Origin of the sequence: Microbispora sp. H10830, from assembly GCF_014161375.1 — a bacterium.
GTDB classification, from domain to species: domain Bacteria; phylum Actinomycetota; class Actinomycetes; order Streptosporangiales; family Streptosporangiaceae; genus Microbispora; species Microbispora catharanthi.
Map to the genome: position 1 here is coordinate 1 of NZ_JABBWX010000033.1, position 18,659 is coordinate 18,659.

The following is an 18,659-nucleotide window of genomic DNA, read 5'->3' on the forward strand; positions in this document are numbered from 1 at the left end:
GACGTGAACGGCGGCAGCACGGCCGACGGCGCCAGCGTGATCATCTGGGACTGCAACGGGCAGAACAACCAGAAGTGGCGGCTCAACTCCGACGGGAGCATCACCGCCGTCGGCGCGAACAAGTGCCTCGACGTGTACAACAACGGCACCGCCAACGGCAGCAAGGTCATCATCTGGACCTGCAACGGCCAGAACAACCAGAAGTGGACCCGAGCCTGACACCATCCGGGCACGCGCCTTCGCCGGGGTGATCCATCGCGCCGGCGAAGGCCGCATGTGACGCTTCCGCCTCACCGGCCGTCGCGCCCGGCGCCGGCGCCCCTCGGACTCCACCGAGGGGCCGGCCTCGCCCCCCGCCACGAATCCCCACCCGGAGGAGCAGGCAGTGCACTCACAGGAAATCCGGTGGACGGCTCCACGCCGAGCCCTCCACGCGTACCTCATGAGACCGCGACGCCCGCGGACCGGATTCCTCACCGGAGTCGTGGCCGTCCTCCTGGTGATCGCCGGACTGGCGGCAGGACCGTCCGCCGCGTCCGCCGCGGACAACCCCTACGAGCGTGGGCCCGCCCCCACCGCGGCGAGCATCGCCGCGGACCGCGGTCCCTTCGCCACCGCCCAGGTGACGGTGCCCAGGGGCAACGGATTCGGCGGCGGGGTCATCTACTACCCGACCGACACCAGCCAGGGCACTTTCGGCGCCATCGCGATCGCCCCCGGCTTCGGCACCGCCTGGAGCTACTACGCCTGGCAGGGCCCGAGACTCGCCTCGTTCGGCTTCGTCGTCATCGGGATCGAGACCAACACCCTCAACGACTACGCCGACGCCCGGGCCACCCAGCTGCTCGCCGCCCTGGACTACCTGGTCAACAGCAGTCCGGTGCGTGACAGGGTCGACCGCAACCGGCTGGCGGTGGGCGGCCACTCCATGGGCGGCGGCGGGGCCATCCTCGCGGCCAACCAGCGGCCCTCGCTGCTGACCGCGGTCGGGCAGGCGCCTTACGTGCCCGACGGCAGCCTGGCGACCATCAAGAGCCCCACGATCATCTTCGCCGGCCAGGCCGACGGAACGGTGACCCCGCAGTACGCCCAGAACGCGTACAACACGATCCCCAGTAGCGTCGAGCGCGCGTACGTGGAGATCGCGAACGAGGGCCACGGCTTCCCCGCCGGTGGTGGCGGTGGCAACTCGGGCGCCTTCGCCCGCACCATGATGATCTGGATGAAGCTGTTCATCGACAAGGACACCCGTTACGCGCCGTTCCTGTGCCCGTCGCTGTCCAACGCGAACGGCATCTCCAAGTACATGGCCAGCTGCCCGCTCGACCCGCCGGGAGGCGGGCCGACGGCCAGCCCGACCGCCTCGCCGACCGTCTCACCGACCGTCTCACCGAGCGGCACTCCGCCGGCGACGAGTGCGATCCGGGGTGTGGGCTCGGGGCGGTGCCTGGACGTCAACGGCGCCTCGCAGGCCAACGGCGCGCAGGCGCAGATCTGGGACTGCAACGGCCAGAACAACCAGAAGTGGACCACCACCAGCGCCGGTGAGCTGCGCGTCTACGGCAACAAGTGCCTCGACGTCAACGGCGGCGGCACGGCCGACGGCACCAGCGTGATCATCTGGGACTGCAACGGCCAGAACAACCAGAAGTGGCGCCTCAACACCGACGGCACCATCACCGCCGTCGGGGCCAACAAGTGCCTGGACGTGTCCGGCGCAGGCACCGCCAACGGCACCAAGGTGCAGATCTGGACCTGCAACGGCCAGAACAACCAGAAGTGGACCCGCACCTGACCGCTCCCCTCGCCCCGCCGTGCCGGCGAGGACGGGAGACGTGCCTTCCCTGATGGGAAGCGCTTCGTCACCCTCCTCGTACGACGGCGATCGGCGACCAACGCCTCCCTCATCCGGCCGCCGGGATCGGCGGCCGGATGAGGGAACCAGAGGCGGCACCCCTCTGGGCACGAAGCAGAACTCCGGCAACAGCGCGGCGGCGCGTGCTTTGCCCTGGCCGATCTTGACCTGTCAGGAAGGAAACCGATGTCCCGACGTCCGTGGCTCACAACGCTGACCACGATGGCGCTGATCACTTCCGGAGCCTTGGCGCTCACCTCCGCTCCGGCGAACGCGCTGACCATCCCGGCGTCCGACTACCAGCAGGTGTCGCTCGCGTCGGGCGGCTCGGAGCTGGGTGAGGCGATGTCGCTGGCCGTGATGCCCAACCGGTCGGTCCTCCACACGGCCCGTGACGGCACGCTGCGCGTGACCGATGCCAACGGCACCACGAAGGTGGCCGGCAAACTCAGCGTCTACACCCACGACGAGGAGGGCCTTCAAGGTGTGGCGGTCGACCCGAACTTCGCGTCGAACCGCTACGTCTGGCTCTACTACTCGCCACGGCTCAGCACGCCGACCGGTGACGCGCCCAGCAACGGCACCCAGTCGCAGTTCGACCAGTGGAAGGGGCACCTGAACCTGTCCCGCTTCACGCTGAAGTCCGACGACACGCTCGACATGAGCAGTGAGAAGGTCGTGCTGGAGGTGCCGAACGACCGGGGGATGTGCTGCCATGTGGGCGGCGACATCGACTTCGACGCCGCCGGCAACCTGTATCTGACCACCGGCGACGACAGCAACCCGTTCGAGTCGGCCGGGTATTCGCCGCTGGACGAGCGCACCGACCGCAACCCCCAGTACGACGTGCAGCGCACGGCGGCCAACACCAACGACCTGCGCGGCAAGCTCCTGCGCATCCACCCCGAGTCCGACGGGACCTACACGATCCCCAGCGGCAACCTGTTCCCGCCGGGGACGGCGAAGACGCGGCCGGAGATCTACGCGATGGGCCTGCGTAACCCGTTCCGGATGAGCGTGGACAAGGCCACCGGCGTCGTCTACCTGGGCGACTACGGGCCGGACGCGGGGTCGACCAACTCCAACCGCGGGCCGCAAGGGCAGGTGGAGTTCAACCGGATCACCGCGGCGGGCAACTACGGCTGGCCGTACTGCACCGGGACGAACACCACCAGTGAGACCTACAACGAGTGGAACTTCGCCACCAACAGCACCGGCCCGAAGTACAACTGCTCGGGAGGGCCGACCAACAACTCCTTCCGCAACACCGGGCTGACCACGCTGCCGGCGGCCAAGCCTGCGTGGATCAGGTACGGAGGGGACGCCGGTTCGCCGCCGGAGTTCGGCTCCGGGTCGGAGTCGCCGATGGGCGGCCCGGTCTACCGCTACGACCCGAACCTGAACTCCGCCGTCAAGTTCCCCCAGGCGCTCGACGGGCGGTTCTTCGCGGGCGAGTACGGCCGCCGCTGGATCAAGGCCATCGAGGTCAAGAGCGACGGGAACTACGGGGAGATCTCCGCGTTCCCCTGGAGCGGCACCCAGGTCATGGACATGGCGTTCGGCCCCGACGGCGCCCTCTACGTGCTCGACTACGGCACCGGAAGCAACAACCAGGCGTTGTATCGGATCGAGTACATCGGCAAGGCCAACCGCAACCCGATCGCCAAGGCCTCCGCCGACAAGACCTCGGGACCGGCTCCGCTGACCGTGAGCTTCTCCTCCGCGGGCAGTTCCGACCCCGAGGGCGGTGCGCTGACGTACGCGTGGAACTTCGGCGACGGCACCACCTCCACGGCGGCCAACCCGAGCAAGACCTACACCACGAACGGCACCTACACCGCCACCCTCACCGTCCGTGACCCGCAGGGGCTGACCGGCACGGCGAGTGTGACCGTGAACGTGGGCAACACCGCGCCGTCGGTCACGCTCACCTCGCCGGTGGAGGGGCAGTTGTTCTCCTTCGGCGACACGGTGCCCTTCCAGGTCGCGGTGTCCGACCCCGAGGACGGGACGATCGACTGCTCGACGGTAACCGTCACCTACTTCCTCGGGCACGACAGCCACGCCCATCAGATCACCTCCAAGTCCGGGTGTTCCGGGTCGATCGCGGTGCCGGTCGACGGTGAGCACGACTCGGCGGCCAACATCTACGGGGTGCTGCAGGCGTCCTACACCGACAACGGCGGCCTCACCACCACCGTCGTCCGGACGCTGCAGCCGCGGCACCGCCAGGCCGAGCACTTCGGCGCCCAGCAGGGCGTGCAGACGGCCGATCACACCACCGCCGAGGGCGGCAAAACGGTCGGCTTCACCGACGACGGCGACTGGATCTCCTTCCAGCCCTACAACCTGAGCAACGCGACGAAGATCACCGCGCGGGTGTCGTCCGGTGGCGCGGGCGGCCGGCTGGAGGTGCGGGCGGGCTCCGCGACCGGCACGCTGCTGGGTACGGTGAACGTGGCGGCCACCGGCGGCTGGGAGACCTTCACCGACGTGTCGGCGACCCTCAGCGGCGCGCCGTCCGGCACGACGACGCTCTACCTGGTCTTCCGCGGAGCGACAGGACAGGGCTACCTGTTCGATCTGGACGCCTTCACCTTCGACACCGGCACGTCGTCCTCCCCGTCGCCCTCTCCCTCAGCCTCCCCGTCCCCTTCTCCGTCGCCCTCGGCGAGCACGAGTGCGCTGAAGGGTGTGGCGTCGGGGCGGTGCCTGGACGTCAACGGCGCCTCGCAGGCCAACGGCGCGCAGGTGCAGCTCTGGGACTGCAACGGCCAGGCCAACCAGCAGTGGACCTCCACCAGCGCCGGTGAGCTGCGCGTCTACGGCAACAAGTGCCTCGACGTGAACGGCGGCGCCACGGCCGACGGCACTTCCGTGATCATCTGGGACTGCAACGGCCAGAACAACCAGAAGTGGCGGCTCAACTCCGACGGCACCATCACCGCCGTCGGGGCCAACAAGTGCCTGGACGTGTCCGGCGCAGGCACCGCCAACGGCACCAAGGCGCTGATCTGGACCTGCAACGGCCAGAACAACCAGAAGTGGACCCGCGTCTGAGGCCACCCGACCCACCACCCGGCCTCAGGCCGATCACCCATTGATGTGACGCCCGGCGCGGCCCAGCTTTCATCGTCGAAAGGGGCCGCGCCGGGCGGCGACGGAAGGACACCCATGCTGCGACATCTGACCCCCGCCGCGCTCGGGCGCATCGCGGGGAGCGACCGGAAGACATCCGTGCTGCGACGCCTGTCGGTGACCGCGGTGGCGCTCACCGCCGCCGCCGCGACGGTGATCCCCACCATCCCCGCCCAGGCCGCCGCCTTCAAGGTGCTGGTGTTCTCCAAGACGGCCGCGTTCCGGCACGACTCCATTCCCGCCGGTATCCAGGCCATCCGCGAACTGGGCGCCGCCAACGACTTCGCGGTGGACACCACGGAGGACGCGAACGCGTTCACCTCGGGCAACCTCGCCCAGTACAAGGCCGTGGTGTTCCTCAGCACCACCGGCGACGTGCTGAACGCCTCCCAGCAGACCGCCTTCCAGTCGTACATCGACGGCGGAGGCGGCTACGTGGGGGTGCATTCGGCCGCCGACACCGAGTACGACTGGCCCTACTACGGGCAGCTGATGGGGGCCTGGTTCAACAACCACCCGGCCATCCAGCAGGCGACCGTACGGAACGAGGACCGGGCGCACGCGGCCACGGCCCATCTCGGCCAGACCTGGACGCGCACCGACGAGTGGTACAACTACCGCACCAACCCGCGCGCCAACGTGCACGTGCTGCAGAGCCTGAACGAGAGCAGCTACAGCGGCGGGAACATGGGCGACCACCCGATCACCTGGTGCCACCCGCAGGCGTCCGGCCGGTCGTTCTACACCGGTCTCGGGCACACCCAGGAGTCGTACGCCGATTCCAACTTCCGTACCCTGCTGCTCGGCGGCATCCGCTACGCGGCCAAGGCCACCAACGCCGACTGCCGTCCCGAGACCGGCTACACGACTCTGTACAACGGGTCGACCACCGGCTGGACGCAGGCCGGGCCCGGCTCGTTCGCCAACAGCGACGCCACGCTGACCTCCCAGGGCGGCATGGGCATGCTGTGGTACAACGCCAAGCAGTTCGGCTCCTACTCCCTCAAGCTCGACTGGAGGATGACCGGCGACTCCAACTCCGGCGTGGTCGTCGGGTTCCCGGCCACCAGCGACCCCCAGACGGCCCTCGACACCGGGTACGAGGTCCAGATCGACGCCACCGACACCGCGGACAAGACGACCGGGGCGATCTACGGGTTCAAGGGCGCGGACGTCGCCGCCCGTGATGCCGCGCTGAATCCGCCGGGTCAGTGGAACACCTATGAGCTGCTGGTGGAGGGTGAGCGACTGCAGGTGTTCCTGAACGGGACCAAGATCAACGATTTCACCAACACCGATCCGGTCCGCTCGCTCCAGCAGGGCTACATCGGCATCCAGAACCACGGGTCGGGCGATGTGGTGTCGTTCCGGAACATCCGGGTCAAGGAACTGAGCGGCCCATCGACCTCCCCGTCCCCCTCGCCGTCGCCGTCCCCCTCGCCGTCGCCGTCCCCCTCGCCGTCGCCGTCCCCCTCCGCGGGTGGCACGACCGCGCTGCGGGGTGTGGCGTCGGGCCGGTGCCTGGACGTCAACGGCGCGTCCCAGAACAACGGTGCGACGGTGCAGATCTGGGACTGCAACGGGCGGGCCAACCAGCAGTGGACGTCGACGAGCGCCGGTGAGCTGCGGGTCTACGGCGGCAAGTGCCTGGACGTCAACGGTGGCGGCACGGCGGACGGCTCCAGTGTGATCATCTGGGACTGCAACGGCCAGAACAACCAGAAGTGGCGCCTCAACACCGACGGCACCATCACCGCCGTCGGGGCCAACAAGTGCCTGGACGTGTCCGGCGCCGGCACCGCCAACGGCACCAGGGTGCAGATCTGGACCTGCAACGGCCAGAACAACCAGAAGTGGACCCGAGTCTGACGCCATCCGGGCACGCGCCTTCGCCGGGGTGATCCATCACCCCGGCGGAGGCCGTCACCGCCCCACCGGCCGGGCGGCGGGGCGTGAGGTTCACCGGCGGACCTCCCGCCCGGTGCCCCGGGCGATCTCCAGCACCTCCTCGGCGCTGAAGCGGCACTGGTCTCCCTGCACGCTCATGGCCAGGGAGGCCATCGCCGTCCCCCGGCGGAGCGCGTCCTCGGGGGAATCGTCGAGTGCGCCCCACAGCACGCCGGCCGCGAAGGCGTCCCCGGCGCCGATCCGATCGACTCCGACGGTGGGCAGTGCGGGGGCCGCGAAGGACTCGCCGTCCCACCGTGCGACAGCGCCGCCGGCCCCGGCCGTCACCACGACGCGATCGACTGCCAGCCTCCTCGCCAGATCGTCCGCCAGCGTCGCGGGATCGCCGGCCAGGCCGAAGAGATCGCGCGCGTCCTCGGCCCGGCAGATCAGCAGGTCGACGTCGGGTGCCAGTTCGGCGGCGAATAAGGCGGCCGTCTCCGGCGAGGACAGCGCCGATCGATAGTTGACGTCGTAGACCACCAGAGCGCCACGCTCGCGCCCCTCCCGCGCCGTTCGCAGCACGAGCGCGTCCGACCCCGGCGCCAGGGCGGCGGTGATGCCGGTCAGATGGATGATCCGCGCCTCGCACACGGCAGCCCAGTCGAGATCGTCGGCGCGGAGCGAGCCGAACGCGGTGCCGGCCCGGTCGTAGAGGACGCTCGTCGGGCGCGGCGGGGAGCCGATCTCGGCGAAGTAGAGTCCGAGGCGCTCGTCGGCCATCCACCGCACGGTGTCGAGGACGACGCCGGCGCTCGACAGTGAGTCCGCTACCCGGCGCCCGAGGACCGTGTCCGGCAGCGCCGATGTCCAGCGAGCGGACACGCCGACCGATGCCAGGGCGACGGCGACGTTCGCCTCGGCGCCGCCGACGTGCACACGCAACCGGCCGCAGTCGCGCAGCCGCTCGCCCGACGGGGGCGACAGCCGCAGCATGGCCTCACCCAGCGTCGACACCTCGACGCGCCGGCTGCTCACGGGGCCTTCGCTCCGTTGCTCACTCATGCCCGGCAATCACCCCTCTTGACGGACGCTCTTTCGACGGCTTTCATCATACCTATTATGTGTTACGTCACACGCACTCAGGGAGCCAGAGACAAGTGAAACAAGGCCATTTGGCATCCCTCGTGGGAAGCATCTCCCTCGCGGCCGCCGGCGTCGTCGTCGGCGCCACGCCGGCGCTCGCCGTGCCGCCGCATCCCGGCCGGACCACGATCGTCGTCTCCCCGAACGGCGACGATCACAATCAGGGCACGCCGGGCAAGCCGCTGCGCACCCTGCCCGCGGCACAGGCGATGGCGCGCGCGTCGGCGCGCGCGGGAAGCGCTGTGACGGTCGTGCTGAGGGACGGGACCTATCGGCTCGACAAGCCGCTGCGTTTCACCGCGGAGGACTCGGGAACCAGCGCCAAGCCGGTGACCTGGACCGCCGCGGAGGGGGCGCACCCGGTCATCTCCGGCGGCCGGGCCGTCACCGGCTGGACGTCGTACGACGCCGGCAAGAACATCTTCGTCGCCTCGGTGCCCAAGGGGCAGGACAGCCGTCAGCTCTACAAGAACGACATGGCGGTGCCGCGCGCGGCGATCAAGATCGCTCGCAGCGATGTGACGATCACCGAATCCGGGATGGAGATCAAGAATCCCGCGCTGAACTACCTCGCGACGCTGCCGGACCAGAGCCGCATCGAGGTCGAGAGCCAGGGCTCCTTCACCGATCGGTACGCCCCGGTGAAGAGCGTCAGCGGGACGACGATCACCATGCAGCAGCCCGCGTGGCAGAACAACAACTGGGGGTACGACACCCTGGCACGCCCGTTCGCGGGCGGGCAACTGCTGCTCGAGAACTCCTACGCGTTCCTGCAGGAGGGACAGTGGTACCTCGACCCGGCCGCCGGCAAGCTGTACTACCGTGCCGCCGCCGGTGAGGACCCGAACGGCGCGTCGTTCGTGCTTCCCTACCTCGAGTCGCTCGTGCAGATCGCGGGGAGCTACGCGAAGCCGGTGCACGACCTGACCTTCTCGGGCATCCGGTTCTCGCACTCGACCTGGCTGTCCCCCGGCTCGTCGATCGGCTACGCCGACCAGCAGAACGGCGCGTTCATCCCGAAGACCGTCCCGCAGCCGGCCGACTACCTGAGCAGCTGTCAGTCGGGCTGCCGGTTGTTCGAGGGCGCGCGCAACGGCTGGAACCAGATGCCGGCGGCGGTCCAGGTGGCCGCGGCCACCCGCGTGAAGTTCACGGAGAACACCTTCGCCCACCTCGGGCAGGTCGGCCTCGGCATCGGCCTGGACGCCAACGCGAACGGGGCCGGGATCGGACTCGGCGTCACCGAGACGACCGTCCACCACAACCTGTTCACCGACCTCGGTGGCGCGGGGGTCGTCGCGGGCGGCGTGCAGCCGGACGCCCACCACCCGAGCGACCCGGCGATGACCCTGCGCGACATCACGATCGACAACAATTTCGTGACCGACGTCGCGAAGGACTACAAGGAGATGTCGGGCATCCTGACCACGTACGTGGACCACGCCGTGATCGCGCACAACGAGGTCTCGAACCTCGCCTACGACGGGATCGACACCGGCTGGGGCTGGGGCGCGAACGACGCGGGCGGCAGCCAGGACTACAAGAAACGGGGCCTCTACGAGTTCCAGCCGATCTACACCACGCCGACGACGCTCAGGAACACCGAGGTGACCGGCAACCTGATCCACGGAGTGAAGAAGGTCTTCCACGACGGCGGGAGCCTGTACAACCTGTCCGCGAACCCCGGCGCCGTGTTCAGCGGCAACTACATCTACGACACCAAGCGCACGGTGGGTCTCTACCTCGATGAGGGATCCCGCTACGTGACGATGAAGAACAACGTGGTCCAGGACTGCGGAGTGTGGGTGTTCACGAACTCCTACGGGACGATCAACAACACCAGCGACAACGTGCTCCAGCACAACTGGTACAACTCGGGCGTCACGCAGACGCCGAACACCACCGAGCACAACAACCAGCTGATCGACAACGTCCAGGTGTCGGGCACCGCCTGGCCCGAGGACGCCCAGCAGGTGATCGAGCAGGCCGGCATCGAGCCGGGCCTGCGGACCTTCCCCGGGGTCTCGCAGTAGTCGCCGGAGCGCGGTAGCCGCCGGACGACGATGAGGCGGGGAAGCCGAACGGCTTCCCCGCCTCTCCTATGGGGCGAGCACGCTACCTCGCCAGCCACCCGCCGTCCACCGGGATGATCGCGCCGGAGACGTAGTCGGAGGCCGCCGAGCTGAGGAAGACCGCCGCACCCGCGATGTCGTCGCCGCGGCCCCAGCGTCCGGCCGGAATCCGCTCCAGGATCGACCGCGACCGTTCGGGGTCGTCGCGGAGCGCCGCCGTGTTGTCCGTCGCGATGTAGCCCGGCGCGATGGCGTTGACGTTCACGCCCCGCCCGGCCCACTCGTTGGCGAGAGCACGGGTGAGGCCGGCGATCCCCGACTTCGCGGCGGTGTAGCCGGGCACGTTGATCCCGCCCTGGAAACTCAGCATGCTCGCCGTGAACACGATCTTGCCACGGCCGCGCTCCAGCATCGGACGCGCGACCAGCTGCGTGAGGGCGAACTGGCTCGACAGGTCGATCTCGATCACCCGGTCCCACCAGGAGAGCGGGTGCTCCGCCGCGGGGGCCCGTTCGATCGTGCCCGCGTTGTTGACGAGGATGTCGGGAGCCCGTTCCGCGAGTTCGGCGCCCAGCGCCAGGACGGCGTCGCGATCCGCGAAGTCGACCGCCCGGCTCTCGAAGGACCGGCCGAGTCCGCGGATCGACTCGGCGACCTCGTCGTCGGCCCGCGCCTGAGTGCTCACACCGATGATGTCCGCGCCGGCGGCGGCGAGGGCCTCCGCCATGGCGCGGCCGATGCCCCGGCGGGCGCCGGTGACGACGGCGAGACGGCCGTGGAGGTCGAACAGCTCGCTCATGCCCGGGCCTCCCCCGCCACGTCCACGAGGATCTTCATGGCCCGGCCCGCGGAGAGGTCGTCGATCGCGGACGCGACCTCCTCGATCGGGACGACGCCGGAGATGACGGCCTCCGCGGGGATCCGGCCCCTGCCGAGCAGGTCGACGGCCCGCTCGAAGTCGGACCGCTGGTACACCCGGGCGCCCAGCAGCCGCAGCTCGCGCCAGAACACGCGCTGAAGGTCCAGCTCACGGGGGGCGGAGTGGATGGCCACCACGACGATCGTCCCGCGCACCTTCGCCAGCGCGGTGGCGGAGCGGACCGCGGCGGCCGCCCCCGACACCTCGAACACCACGTCGGCGCCGACGTCGTTCGTCCAGCGCCCGACCTCGGCGGCCATGTCGGCCGAGGCGGGGTCGATCACCTCGAACCCGAGCGCGGCGACGCGGCTGCGGCGCGAGGCGTCGACCTCGGCCACCATGACGTGGGCACCGGCGTCGCGCGCGACGGCGGCGATGAGCACGCCGATGGGGCCGCCGCCGAGCACGACCGCGTGGTCCCCGACCTGGAGGCCCGAGCGCCGCACGTCGTGCACCGCGACGGCGACGGGCTCGACGAGCGCCGCCGTACGCAGGTCGAGACCGGGGGGAAGCGGCACCGCGATCGACGCCGGCACATTCCACCGCTGTTGCAGCCCTCCGGGGGAGTCGATGCCGACGAACACGAGGTTCTGGCAGATGTGCTGGTGACCGGCGAGGCAGGCCGGGCAGGTGCCGTCCCAGACCAGCGGCATGACGGTCAGGGGGTCGCCGACCTTCCAGCCCTCCACGCCCGCGCCGACCGCCGCCACGGTGCCCGACGTCTCGTGGCCGAACACGAGGGGTGTGCGCACCCGGGCGTCCATGGCGCCGTGCACGATGTGGAGGTCGGTACCGCACAATCCGCAGTACGCGACGGCGATCTGGAGTTCCCCGGGACCCGGCGGCCCGACGTCAACGGAGACGGTCTCCAGACGGCCTCCGCCCACATACGCAGCACCCTTCATCGGCCTTTTCACTCTCCTTCGCACCGCACCGCACCCGCGGCGGCAACTCTTGCGCTCATCATACGTATGCCGTTACTTTTATCACCACCTCTCACCCCCCGATGTGGGAGACAGGACAAAAAGGACTCGAACATGTTCCGTTTCACACGAGCCGGACGCACGGGCCCATGGACGCGCGCGATCAGCGTCGCCGGAGCATCGGCCATCGCCCTCACCCTGGCCGGTTGCAGCGGCGATGGCGGCACCTCAGCCGGTTCCTACGGCTTTCCGCAGGTTACTCAGGACGACAAGGCCCCCATCACAGTATGGGTGGACTCCGATAGAGCGAGCGCGGCCGACGCCTTCAAGAAGGCCAACCCGGACGTCAAGATCAACGTCGTCACCTACGACGGCTCGGCGAACGGCTCCAACTCGTTCCGGACGAAGGTGCAGCTCTTCGACCGGGCCGGCAGCGGCTGGCCCGACGTCGTGTTCTCGACGCAGAACAACGACGCGGCGTGGGCGAGCCAGAAGAGCAACGGCAAGCAGGCGTTCGCGGCCGTGCTCAACGGCGGGCTCGTCCCGAAGACCACTCTCGACTCCTTCACCCAGGGTTCGCTGGACCCGTGCACCGTCGAGGGCAAGGTCTACTGCCTGCGCAACGACCTCGCCCAGGTCGCGCTCTGGTACAACAAGAGCCTGCTCGACAAGTTCGGCTATGCCCTCCCCACGACGTGGGAGGAGTATCAGGCGCTCGGCGAGAAGGTGGCCAAGGAGCACCCCGGCTACATCGTCGGCGCCGTCGGAGACTCGTTCGCCCCGGAGATCTACTTCTGGAGCGGCAAGTGCCAGGCGAACGGCATCACCGGTCCGAAGTCGGTGACGGTCAGCACCGGCACCACGGAGTGCAAGCGCGTCGCGTCGATGCTCGACGTTCTGATCAAGAACGGCACCACGCCCAACCTGAGCGTGTTCACGCCCGAGTTCGTGAAGAAGTACACCGGTAAGGTGCTCCTGATGCCCGGCCCGGCCTGGTACGCGGGAGCCATCTTCAACAACCCGCAGTCGCTCAACGTCCCCGCGGGTCAGCTCGGCGTCGCGGCGCCGTTGACGTGGCAGGGCGACAGCGCCGCGACCGGCAACGTCGGCGGCGGCACCTGGTTCGTCAGCAGCCATTCGAAGAACCTCAAGGCGGCCGAGAAGTTCGTCGAGTTCGTCACGACGGCCGACGACTACCAGGTGAACGTCGCTCCCGGTTACCCGGCCTACGCGCCTGCCGCGGAGAAGTGGCTCAAGAAGCAGGAGTCGAGCGGCTACTACGCGACCGACCTGCAGGCACTGCTCAAGGCCGGGTCGCAGATCTGGAGCGGGTGGGGCTCCGGCGTCTTCAGCCAGGAGGCGATCTGGGCGAAGACGATCACTCCCGCGATCGCCGGCGGCAAGAACCTGGTCGATCTGCTTCCCGAATGGGAGACAGCGATCAAGAACCAGGCCCAGGTCAACGGCTATACGGTCAAATGACATGACAGCCATGAATGAGACCGGCCCGTCGGCCACGACGGCACCGCGTGGAGGGCCGGGCGAAAGGAGCGACGCCGGCGAGCGGAGCGCGATGAGCTACGGCTTCATCGCCCCCTACGCAGCGCTGGTGATCGCGTTCGGGGTCCTGCCCGCCGTCTACGCGGTCTTCCTCGCGTTCACCGACAGCGAGGGCGGCTTCGCGGGGATCGCCAACTTCACCAAGGTCGTGAGCGACTTCCGCTTCCTGCCCGCCGTCGCGCACGTCGCGCTCTACCTGGTGATCTGGCTGGTGGCCCTGGTGGTGCTGGTCTCGTTCCTGGCCGTCGTCGTGCACGCGGTCCGGGTGCGGTGGCTGAGCCGGACGCTCCGGTTCGTCTTCTACCTGCCGGGCGCCCTGGCGGGCGCGTCGAGCGTGCTGCTGTGGCTGTTCGTGCTCGACCCGACCGCCAGCCCGGTCAGCGGCCTGCTGCATCTGCTCGGATTCTCCAGCTTCGTGCAGGTCATCGTGCCGGCGAACCTCCCTCCGGTCTTCGCCATCATCGCGTTCTGGACCGGCGCGGGCGGCTGGATCGTCATCATGTACGGTGCGCTCAACAACATCAGCCCCGACGTGATCGAGGCCGCCCGCATCGACGGCGCCGGCGCCGTGCAGATCGCCCGGCGCATCCAGCTGCCGATGCTGCGCAAGTGGATCTCGTACATGGGCATCATGTCGCTCGCCGCCGGCACGCAGTTGTTCGTCGAGCCACAGCTGCTCTCGCAGGCGAGCAACGCGATCGTGCCCAACGACTACTCGCTCAACCAGCTCGCCTACCAGTACGCGTTCCAGCAGAACGACTTCAACGGAGCGGCGGCCATCTCCCTGCTGCTGCTCGTCATCGCCCTCGCGCTGTCGTTTGTCTTCGTGACGCGCGGCGGCCTGTTCGAGAAGGACTGAGGTCATGACGACAGTCGACGTCGGTCGCCCCGCGGGGCGGCGCAGCAGCGTCAGTGGCTGGAGCGGACGGACGATCGTCGCGGTCGTGGTCGCGATCTTCGTGCTGTTCTTCGTCATACCGATCGTCTGGCTGCTGCTGGCGACGACGAAGTCGGCGCACGGGCTCATCGTCGAGAACCCGTTCCAGCCCGGCGGCATCGGCGACCTGGCCGCCAACTGGAAGCAGCTGTTCGGCTTCCAGGACGGCGCGGTCACCACGTGGGTGGGCAACTCGGCGCTGTACGCCCTGGGTGCGCTCGTCATCACGCTGATCGCGAGCATCCCGGCGGGCTACGCGATGGCTTTGACGGAGTTCCGGTTCCGGCGGCTGCTCCTGGTGCTGACGCTGATCGTCATGCTGATCCCGAACACCGCGCTGGTGCTGCCGATCTTCCTCGAACTGAACGTGGTGGGGCTGATCGGCAGCCCGCTGTCGGTGATCCTGCCGATGTCGTTCTTCCCCTTCGGCGTTTACCTCACCTACATCTACTTCTCCACCAGCGTTCCGCGCGACCTGCTCGCGGCGGCGCGCCTGGACGGATGCACCGAGTTTCAGGTGTTCACGAGGGTCGCGCTGCCACTGGCCGCGCCGATCGTCGCCCTGGTGGCGTTCTTCAGCTTCGTCCAGAACTGGAACAACTTCTTCCTGCCCTTCGTGATGCTGCCGTCGAGCGAGGGGTACCCGATCCAGGTCGGCCTGACCTCCCTGCTCGCCTCTACCCCGGCGTTCAACCCGAGCTCGGCCGGCGCCCAGTCCGTGCAGCTGCCCACACTCGCGCTCGCGACCGTCATCTCGGTGCTGCCGGTGCTGATCGTCTTCCTTTTCGCACAACGCTTCCTGGTCGCGGGCATGACGGCCGGGGGCACCAAGGAGTGAGTCGCATTTCCGTCACAAAGGAGCAACCGTGAAGGTCACCGGCTATCGCAGCCTGACGACTGCGCACGACTGGGGCCGGCTGATCGGCGACGCCAACGGCGTCATGCCCGAGCCACGCACCGATGTGCACGTGCTGATCCTCGAGACCGACAGCGGCGTCGAGGGTGTCGGACTCGGGGCGCACGGGGACATCGACCGCGTCTTCGGCGCCGTCGAGGGCGAGGACCCGCGGGCCGTCTCCTCGCTCTACGACCGGATGCTCGACCGGGTCTTCAAGACCGGCCACTCCGGTGCGACGTTCGGCGCGATCGGTGCGATCGACATGGCGCTCTGGGACCTCAAGGCGAAGGCGGCCGGCGAGCCGCTCTGGCGCACTCTCGGCGGACGTGACCGGTTCGTTCCGGGCTACGCCTCCGGACTGGACATCGCACTCGACGACGACGCCCTCGTACGTCTCTACGAGCGCTTCGCGGAGCGGGGCTTCAGCGGCGCCAAGCTCAAGGGCGGCCGGAACCTCGAGCACGACCTGCGCCGTCTCAAGGCGCTGCGGGACGTCTTCGCGCGCAACTCGGCCGACCCCGCCCTCATGCTCGACGCCAACGAGTCGTGGAACCGCTCGCAGGCCGTGCGCCACATCGCGGCGCTGGAGCGGGAGGTGGACCTCACCTGGGTGGAGGAGCCGGTGCGCAGATGGGACGCCGCCGGGCTCGCCTCGGTCCGGCGGGGCATCCGCGCCGGCGTGGCGACCGGCGAGAACCTCACCGGTCTCGAGCAGTACCGGCCGCTCCTGGACGCCGACGCCGTCGACATCGTCCAGGTGGGCAACGTGTGGGGCATCACGCACTTCCTGCGGGTGGCCGCGGTGGCGCACAGCCGTGACCTGCCCGTGAGCCCGGTGGCCTACCACGCCAACCCGGTCGCGCACGCCGCCGTGGCCGTGCCGAACCACCTGGCCTTCGAGGTCCAGGACCTCTCGGCCCCCATCGGACTCCACGTCGACCAGGAATTCGAGGACGGCGGGATCGTCCTCGGCGACGAGCCGGGCATCGGCATCCGGGTGGACGAGGAGCACATCAACGCCGTGCGGGCCGCCGATCCCCCTGCCGCGATCGACGGGCCCCATGTCCGCCCCAAGCGGGCGGGCCTGCGCCTCGTCCCGGACTCTCTTCAGGACGACCACAACGGCGTGCGCGCCGGAGAGCGGGTGGGATCGTGAGCGCCCAGCCCCGCGTCGAACGTCACGCCCTCGTCGTCGGCGTCCGGCCGGAGCGCCGGGAGGAGTACCTCGAGCTGCATCGCGACGTCTGGCCGCAGGTCGAGCAGACCCTGCGCGACGCGAACGTCACGAACTACTCGATCTTCATCGTCGGCGACACGCTGTTCGCCTACTACGAGTACGTCGGCGACGACCACGCCGCCGACATGGCCCGCATCGCCGAGGATCCGGTGACGCGCGAGTGGTGGACGCACACCGACCCCTGCCAGGTGCGGATCGTCGAGGAACGCGATCCCGGCGCCCTGTGGCAGCCGCTCGACGAAGTCTGGCACCTGTCGTGATCCGTTCCGTCGACGCGCACGTGCATCTCTGGAACCGGGCCACCGATCCGCAGCCGTGGATCGACCCGGTGACGATGGCGGCGATCGACAGAGACTTCGCGCACGGCGACCTCGAGCGGATGCTCGATTCGACCGGCGTGGACGTCGCCGTCGTCGTGCAGTCGATCAACAGCGCCGCCGAGACGAGGCGGCTGCTGACCCAGCCGGGCCCGCGTGTCGCGGGCGTGGTGGGCTGGGCCGACCTCACGGGCGACGTCGCGGCGCAGCTCGACGAGCTCGACGCCGCGGCGCGCCGGAGGCTGGTCGGGATCCGTCACCTGGTCCATGTCGACCCCGATCCCGATTGGCTCGGACGACCCGACGTGGGAGCGGCGCTCGACCGGCTGGCCGCCGCCGGCCTCGGCTTCGACCTGGTGGTGCGGTCGTGGCAGCTGCCGCTGGCCGCGACCGTCGCGGCCGCGCATCCCGGCGTGCGCTTCGTCGTCGACCACCTCGGCGGGCTCGCCGAAGCGGACGACGACGACGGCTGGGAGGCCGGCCTGCGCGAGCTCGCCGCCCGGCCGAACACCTGCGCGAAGATCTCCGGGCTGGCCGGGCTGGTGAGCGGCGGCGACGGAACCCGCCTGCGCCGGGCGGTCGACGTGGCGCTGGAGGCGTTCGGCCCGGAGCGGCTCATGTACGGTTCCGACTGGCCGCTCGCCGAGCTGGGTGCCGGGCCGGTCGCGTGGCGGGGAGCGGTGGACGAGCTGGTCGGCGAGCTGAGCACGGCGGAGCGCCAGGCGGTCATGTCCGGCACCGCGTCGGCCTTCTATCGGCTCGGCGCATGACGGCGCAGGTCGCGGATCTGCTGAAACGGGTCCGATCGAGGCACGGGGTCATCGGCCTCGGCGGATCGCCGCTCGGCAACTTCGCCCGTCCCATGATCGACGACGAGGCCGCCCTGACGATGCGCCGGGCGTGGGATCGCGGCATCCGCTACTTCGACACCGCGCCGCACTACGGCCTCGGGCTCTCCGAACGCCGCATCGGCGCCGAGTTGCGCCGCCGCCCTCGCGACGAGTTCGTCCTGTCCACCAAGGTCGGTCGTCTGATCGTGCCCAACCCCCGGCCCCGGGAATGGGACGACGACGGGTTCGCCGTTCCCGGTGACCTCACACGGCAGTGGGACTTCTCGGCGGCGGGTGTCGAACGCTCGCTCCGGGAGAGCCTGACGCGCCTCGGGCTCGAGTCGGTCGACATCCTGTACCTGCACGATCCCGACCAGGCGTGGAAGAGCGCGGCCAGGGAGGGGCTCGCGGCATTGGCGCGGCTGAAGACCGCCGGCGTCGTGAAGGCCATCGGCATCGGGACCACCTCCACAACCGGGCTCGCCGGGATCATCGAGGAGGGGCTCGTCGATGTGATCATGCTGGCCAACCGCTACTCGCTGCTCGACCACACCGCACTCGACTCGGTGCTCGCGCCGGCCCATCGCTTCGGTGTCGCCGTGGTGGCCGTCGGTGTCTTCGCCACCGGCCTGCTCTCCACCGTCCGGCCCGCACCCGGCTCGACGTACGAGTACCGCGCCCCCGGCGCCGACGTGATCGGGCGCGCCGAGCGCATCGCGTCGGTCTGCGAGGATCACGGCGTCGAACTCCCCGCCGCCGCGCTGGCCTTCCCCCTGCTGCACCCCGCGGTCTCCGCGATCGCCGTCGGAATGCGCTCACCGCGAGAGGTGGACGAGAACCTCCGGCGGTTCGAGACCGACATCCCCGGCGGGCTCTGGCACGACCTGATCGCCGAAGGCCTGATCCCGGCCGGGTCCGTGGGGACGCACGAACCCTGATG

At 69.5% G+C, this 18,659-nt stretch carries 15 protein-coding genes; 12 read left to right on the forward strand and 3 right to left on the reverse strand.

Annotated elements, in window-relative coordinates; all coding sequences use genetic code 11:
* From HHX35_RS41545 to HHX35_RS41560, 4 genes are all read left to right on the forward strand, one after another.
* Window positions 1–219: RICIN domain-containing protein (locus HHX35_RS41545; RefSeq protein ID WP_182904094.1), on the forward strand; the 219-nt coding region annotated here is incomplete at its 5' end.
* 223 nt (window positions 220–442) lie between these two features.
* A complete protein-coding gene (locus HHX35_RS44380; protein WP_182904095.1) occupies window positions 443–1,795 on the forward strand; it encodes a lectin in 1,353 nt (450 codons plus the stop codon).
* Window positions 1,796–2,041: 246 nt separating this feature from the next.
* Window positions 2,042–4,915, forward strand: a complete 2,874-nt coding sequence (locus HHX35_RS41555; protein WP_182904096.1) for a lectin — start codon at window positions 2,042–2,044, stop codon at window positions 4,913–4,915.
* A gap of 114 nt (window positions 4,916–5,029) precedes the next feature.
* Entirely contained in the window at window positions 5,030–6,862 is a 1,833-nt protein-coding gene (locus tag HHX35_RS41560; RefSeq protein ID WP_182904097.1) for a lectin, read from the forward strand.
* Between the two features lie 90 nt (window positions 6,863–6,952).
* On the opposite strand, the gene HHX35_RS41565 is transcribed toward HHX35_RS41560, so the two are convergent.
* A complete protein-coding gene (locus HHX35_RS41565) occupies window positions 6,953–7,918 on the reverse strand; it encodes a sugar kinase (RefSeq protein WP_182904098.1) in 966 nt (321 codons plus the stop codon).
* Between the two features lie 149 nt (window positions 7,919–8,067).
* Here HHX35_RS41565 and HHX35_RS41570 point away from each other — a divergent pair, with 149 nt between their 5' ends.
* Window positions 8,068–10,059, forward strand: a complete 1,992-nt coding sequence (locus HHX35_RS41570) for a right-handed parallel beta-helix repeat-containing protein (protein WP_182904099.1) — start codon at window positions 8,068–8,070, stop codon at window positions 10,057–10,059.
* An 82-nt stretch (window positions 10,060–10,141) separates the two neighbouring features.
* Here the strand turns inward: HHX35_RS41570 and HHX35_RS41575 are convergent, their stop codons facing one another.
* On the reverse strand, window positions 10,142–10,897 hold the full coding sequence (locus HHX35_RS41575; RefSeq protein ID WP_182904100.1) for an SDR family oxidoreductase: 756 nt from the start codon (window positions 10,895–10,897) through the stop codon (window positions 10,142–10,144).
* Window positions 10,894–11,922: a zinc-binding dehydrogenase gene (locus HHX35_RS41580; protein WP_182904101.1), complete on the reverse strand. Its 1,029-nt coding sequence runs from the start codon at window positions 11,920–11,922 to the stop codon at window positions 10,894–10,896. Before HHX35_RS41580 ends, HHX35_RS41575 begins: the two co-directional genes overlap by 4 nt.
* A gap of 309 nt (window positions 11,923–12,231) precedes the next feature.
* Between HHX35_RS41580 and HHX35_RS41585 the strand changes: the two genes are divergently transcribed.
* The 7 genes from HHX35_RS41585 to HHX35_RS41615 are packed head-to-tail and all read left to right on the forward strand — an operon-like array spanning window position 12,232 to window position 18,657.
* Entirely contained in the window at window positions 12,232–13,422 is a 1,191-nt protein-coding gene (locus HHX35_RS41585) for an ABC transporter substrate-binding protein (protein WP_220506513.1), read from the forward strand.
* Between the two features lies 1 nt (window position 13,423).
* Window positions 13,424–14,359, forward strand: a complete 936-nt coding sequence (locus HHX35_RS41590; protein WP_182904103.1) for a carbohydrate ABC transporter permease — start codon at window positions 13,424–13,426, stop codon at window positions 14,357–14,359.
* 4 nt (window positions 14,360–14,363) lie between these two features.
* Window positions 14,364–15,275 carry a carbohydrate ABC transporter permease gene (locus HHX35_RS41595; protein WP_182904104.1) on the forward strand — a complete coding sequence of 304 codons (912 nt, stop codon included), beginning with the start codon at window positions 14,364–14,366 and terminating at the stop codon, window positions 15,273–15,275.
* Between the two features lie 28 nt (window positions 15,276–15,303).
* A complete protein-coding gene (locus HHX35_RS41600) occupies window positions 15,304–16,491 on the forward strand; it encodes a mandelate racemase/muconate lactonizing enzyme family protein (protein WP_182904105.1) in 1,188 nt (395 codons plus the stop codon).
* Window positions 16,488–16,832 carry an L-rhamnose mutarotase gene (locus HHX35_RS41605; protein ID WP_182904106.1) on the forward strand — a complete coding sequence of 115 codons (345 nt, stop codon included), beginning with the start codon at window positions 16,488–16,490 and terminating at the stop codon, window positions 16,830–16,832. The genes HHX35_RS41600 and HHX35_RS41605 overlap by 4 nt, the downstream gene beginning before the upstream one ends.
* Window positions 16,829–17,659, forward strand: a complete 831-nt coding sequence (locus HHX35_RS41610) for an amidohydrolase (RefSeq protein ID WP_220506514.1) — start codon at window positions 16,829–16,831, stop codon at window positions 17,657–17,659. The genes HHX35_RS41605 and HHX35_RS41610 overlap by 4 nt, the downstream gene beginning before the upstream one ends.
* Complete coding sequence (locus HHX35_RS41615) at window positions 17,656–18,657, forward strand: aldo/keto reductase (protein WP_182904107.1); 1,002 nt, start codon at window positions 17,656–17,658, stop codon at window positions 18,655–18,657. The genes HHX35_RS41610 and HHX35_RS41615 overlap by 4 nt, the downstream gene beginning before the upstream one ends.
* Window positions 18,658–18,659: the final 2 nt, after the last annotated feature.

Coding starts and splice junctions, on each gene's coding strand:
- HHX35_RS44380 (WP_182904095.1), top strand. CDS start 443: ATGAGACCGCGACGCCCGCGGACCGGATTCCTCACCGGAGTCGTGGCC.
- HHX35_RS41555 (WP_182904096.1), top strand. CDS start 2,042: ATGTCCCGACGTCCGTGGCTCACAACGCTGACCACGATGGCGCTGATC.
- HHX35_RS41560 (WP_182904097.1), top strand. CDS start 5,030: ATGCTGCGACATCTGACCCCCGCCGCGCTCGGGCGCATCGCGGGGAGC.
- HHX35_RS41575 (WP_182904100.1), bottom strand. CDS start 10,897: ATGAGCGAGCTGTTCGACCTCCACGGCCGTCTCGCCGTCGTCACCGGC.
- HHX35_RS41580 (WP_182904101.1), bottom strand. CDS start 11,922: ATGAAGGGTGCTGCGTATGTGGGCGGAGGCCGTCTGGAGACCGTCTCC.
- HHX35_RS41590 (WP_182904103.1), top strand. CDS start 13,424: ATGACAGCCATGAATGAGACCGGCCCGTCGGCCACGACGGCACCGCGT.
- HHX35_RS41595 (WP_182904104.1), top strand. CDS start 14,364: ATGACGACAGTCGACGTCGGTCGCCCCGCGGGGCGGCGCAGCAGCGTC.
- HHX35_RS41615 (WP_182904107.1), top strand. CDS start 17,656: ATGACGGCGCAGGTCGCGGATCTGCTGAAACGGGTCCGATCGAGGCAC.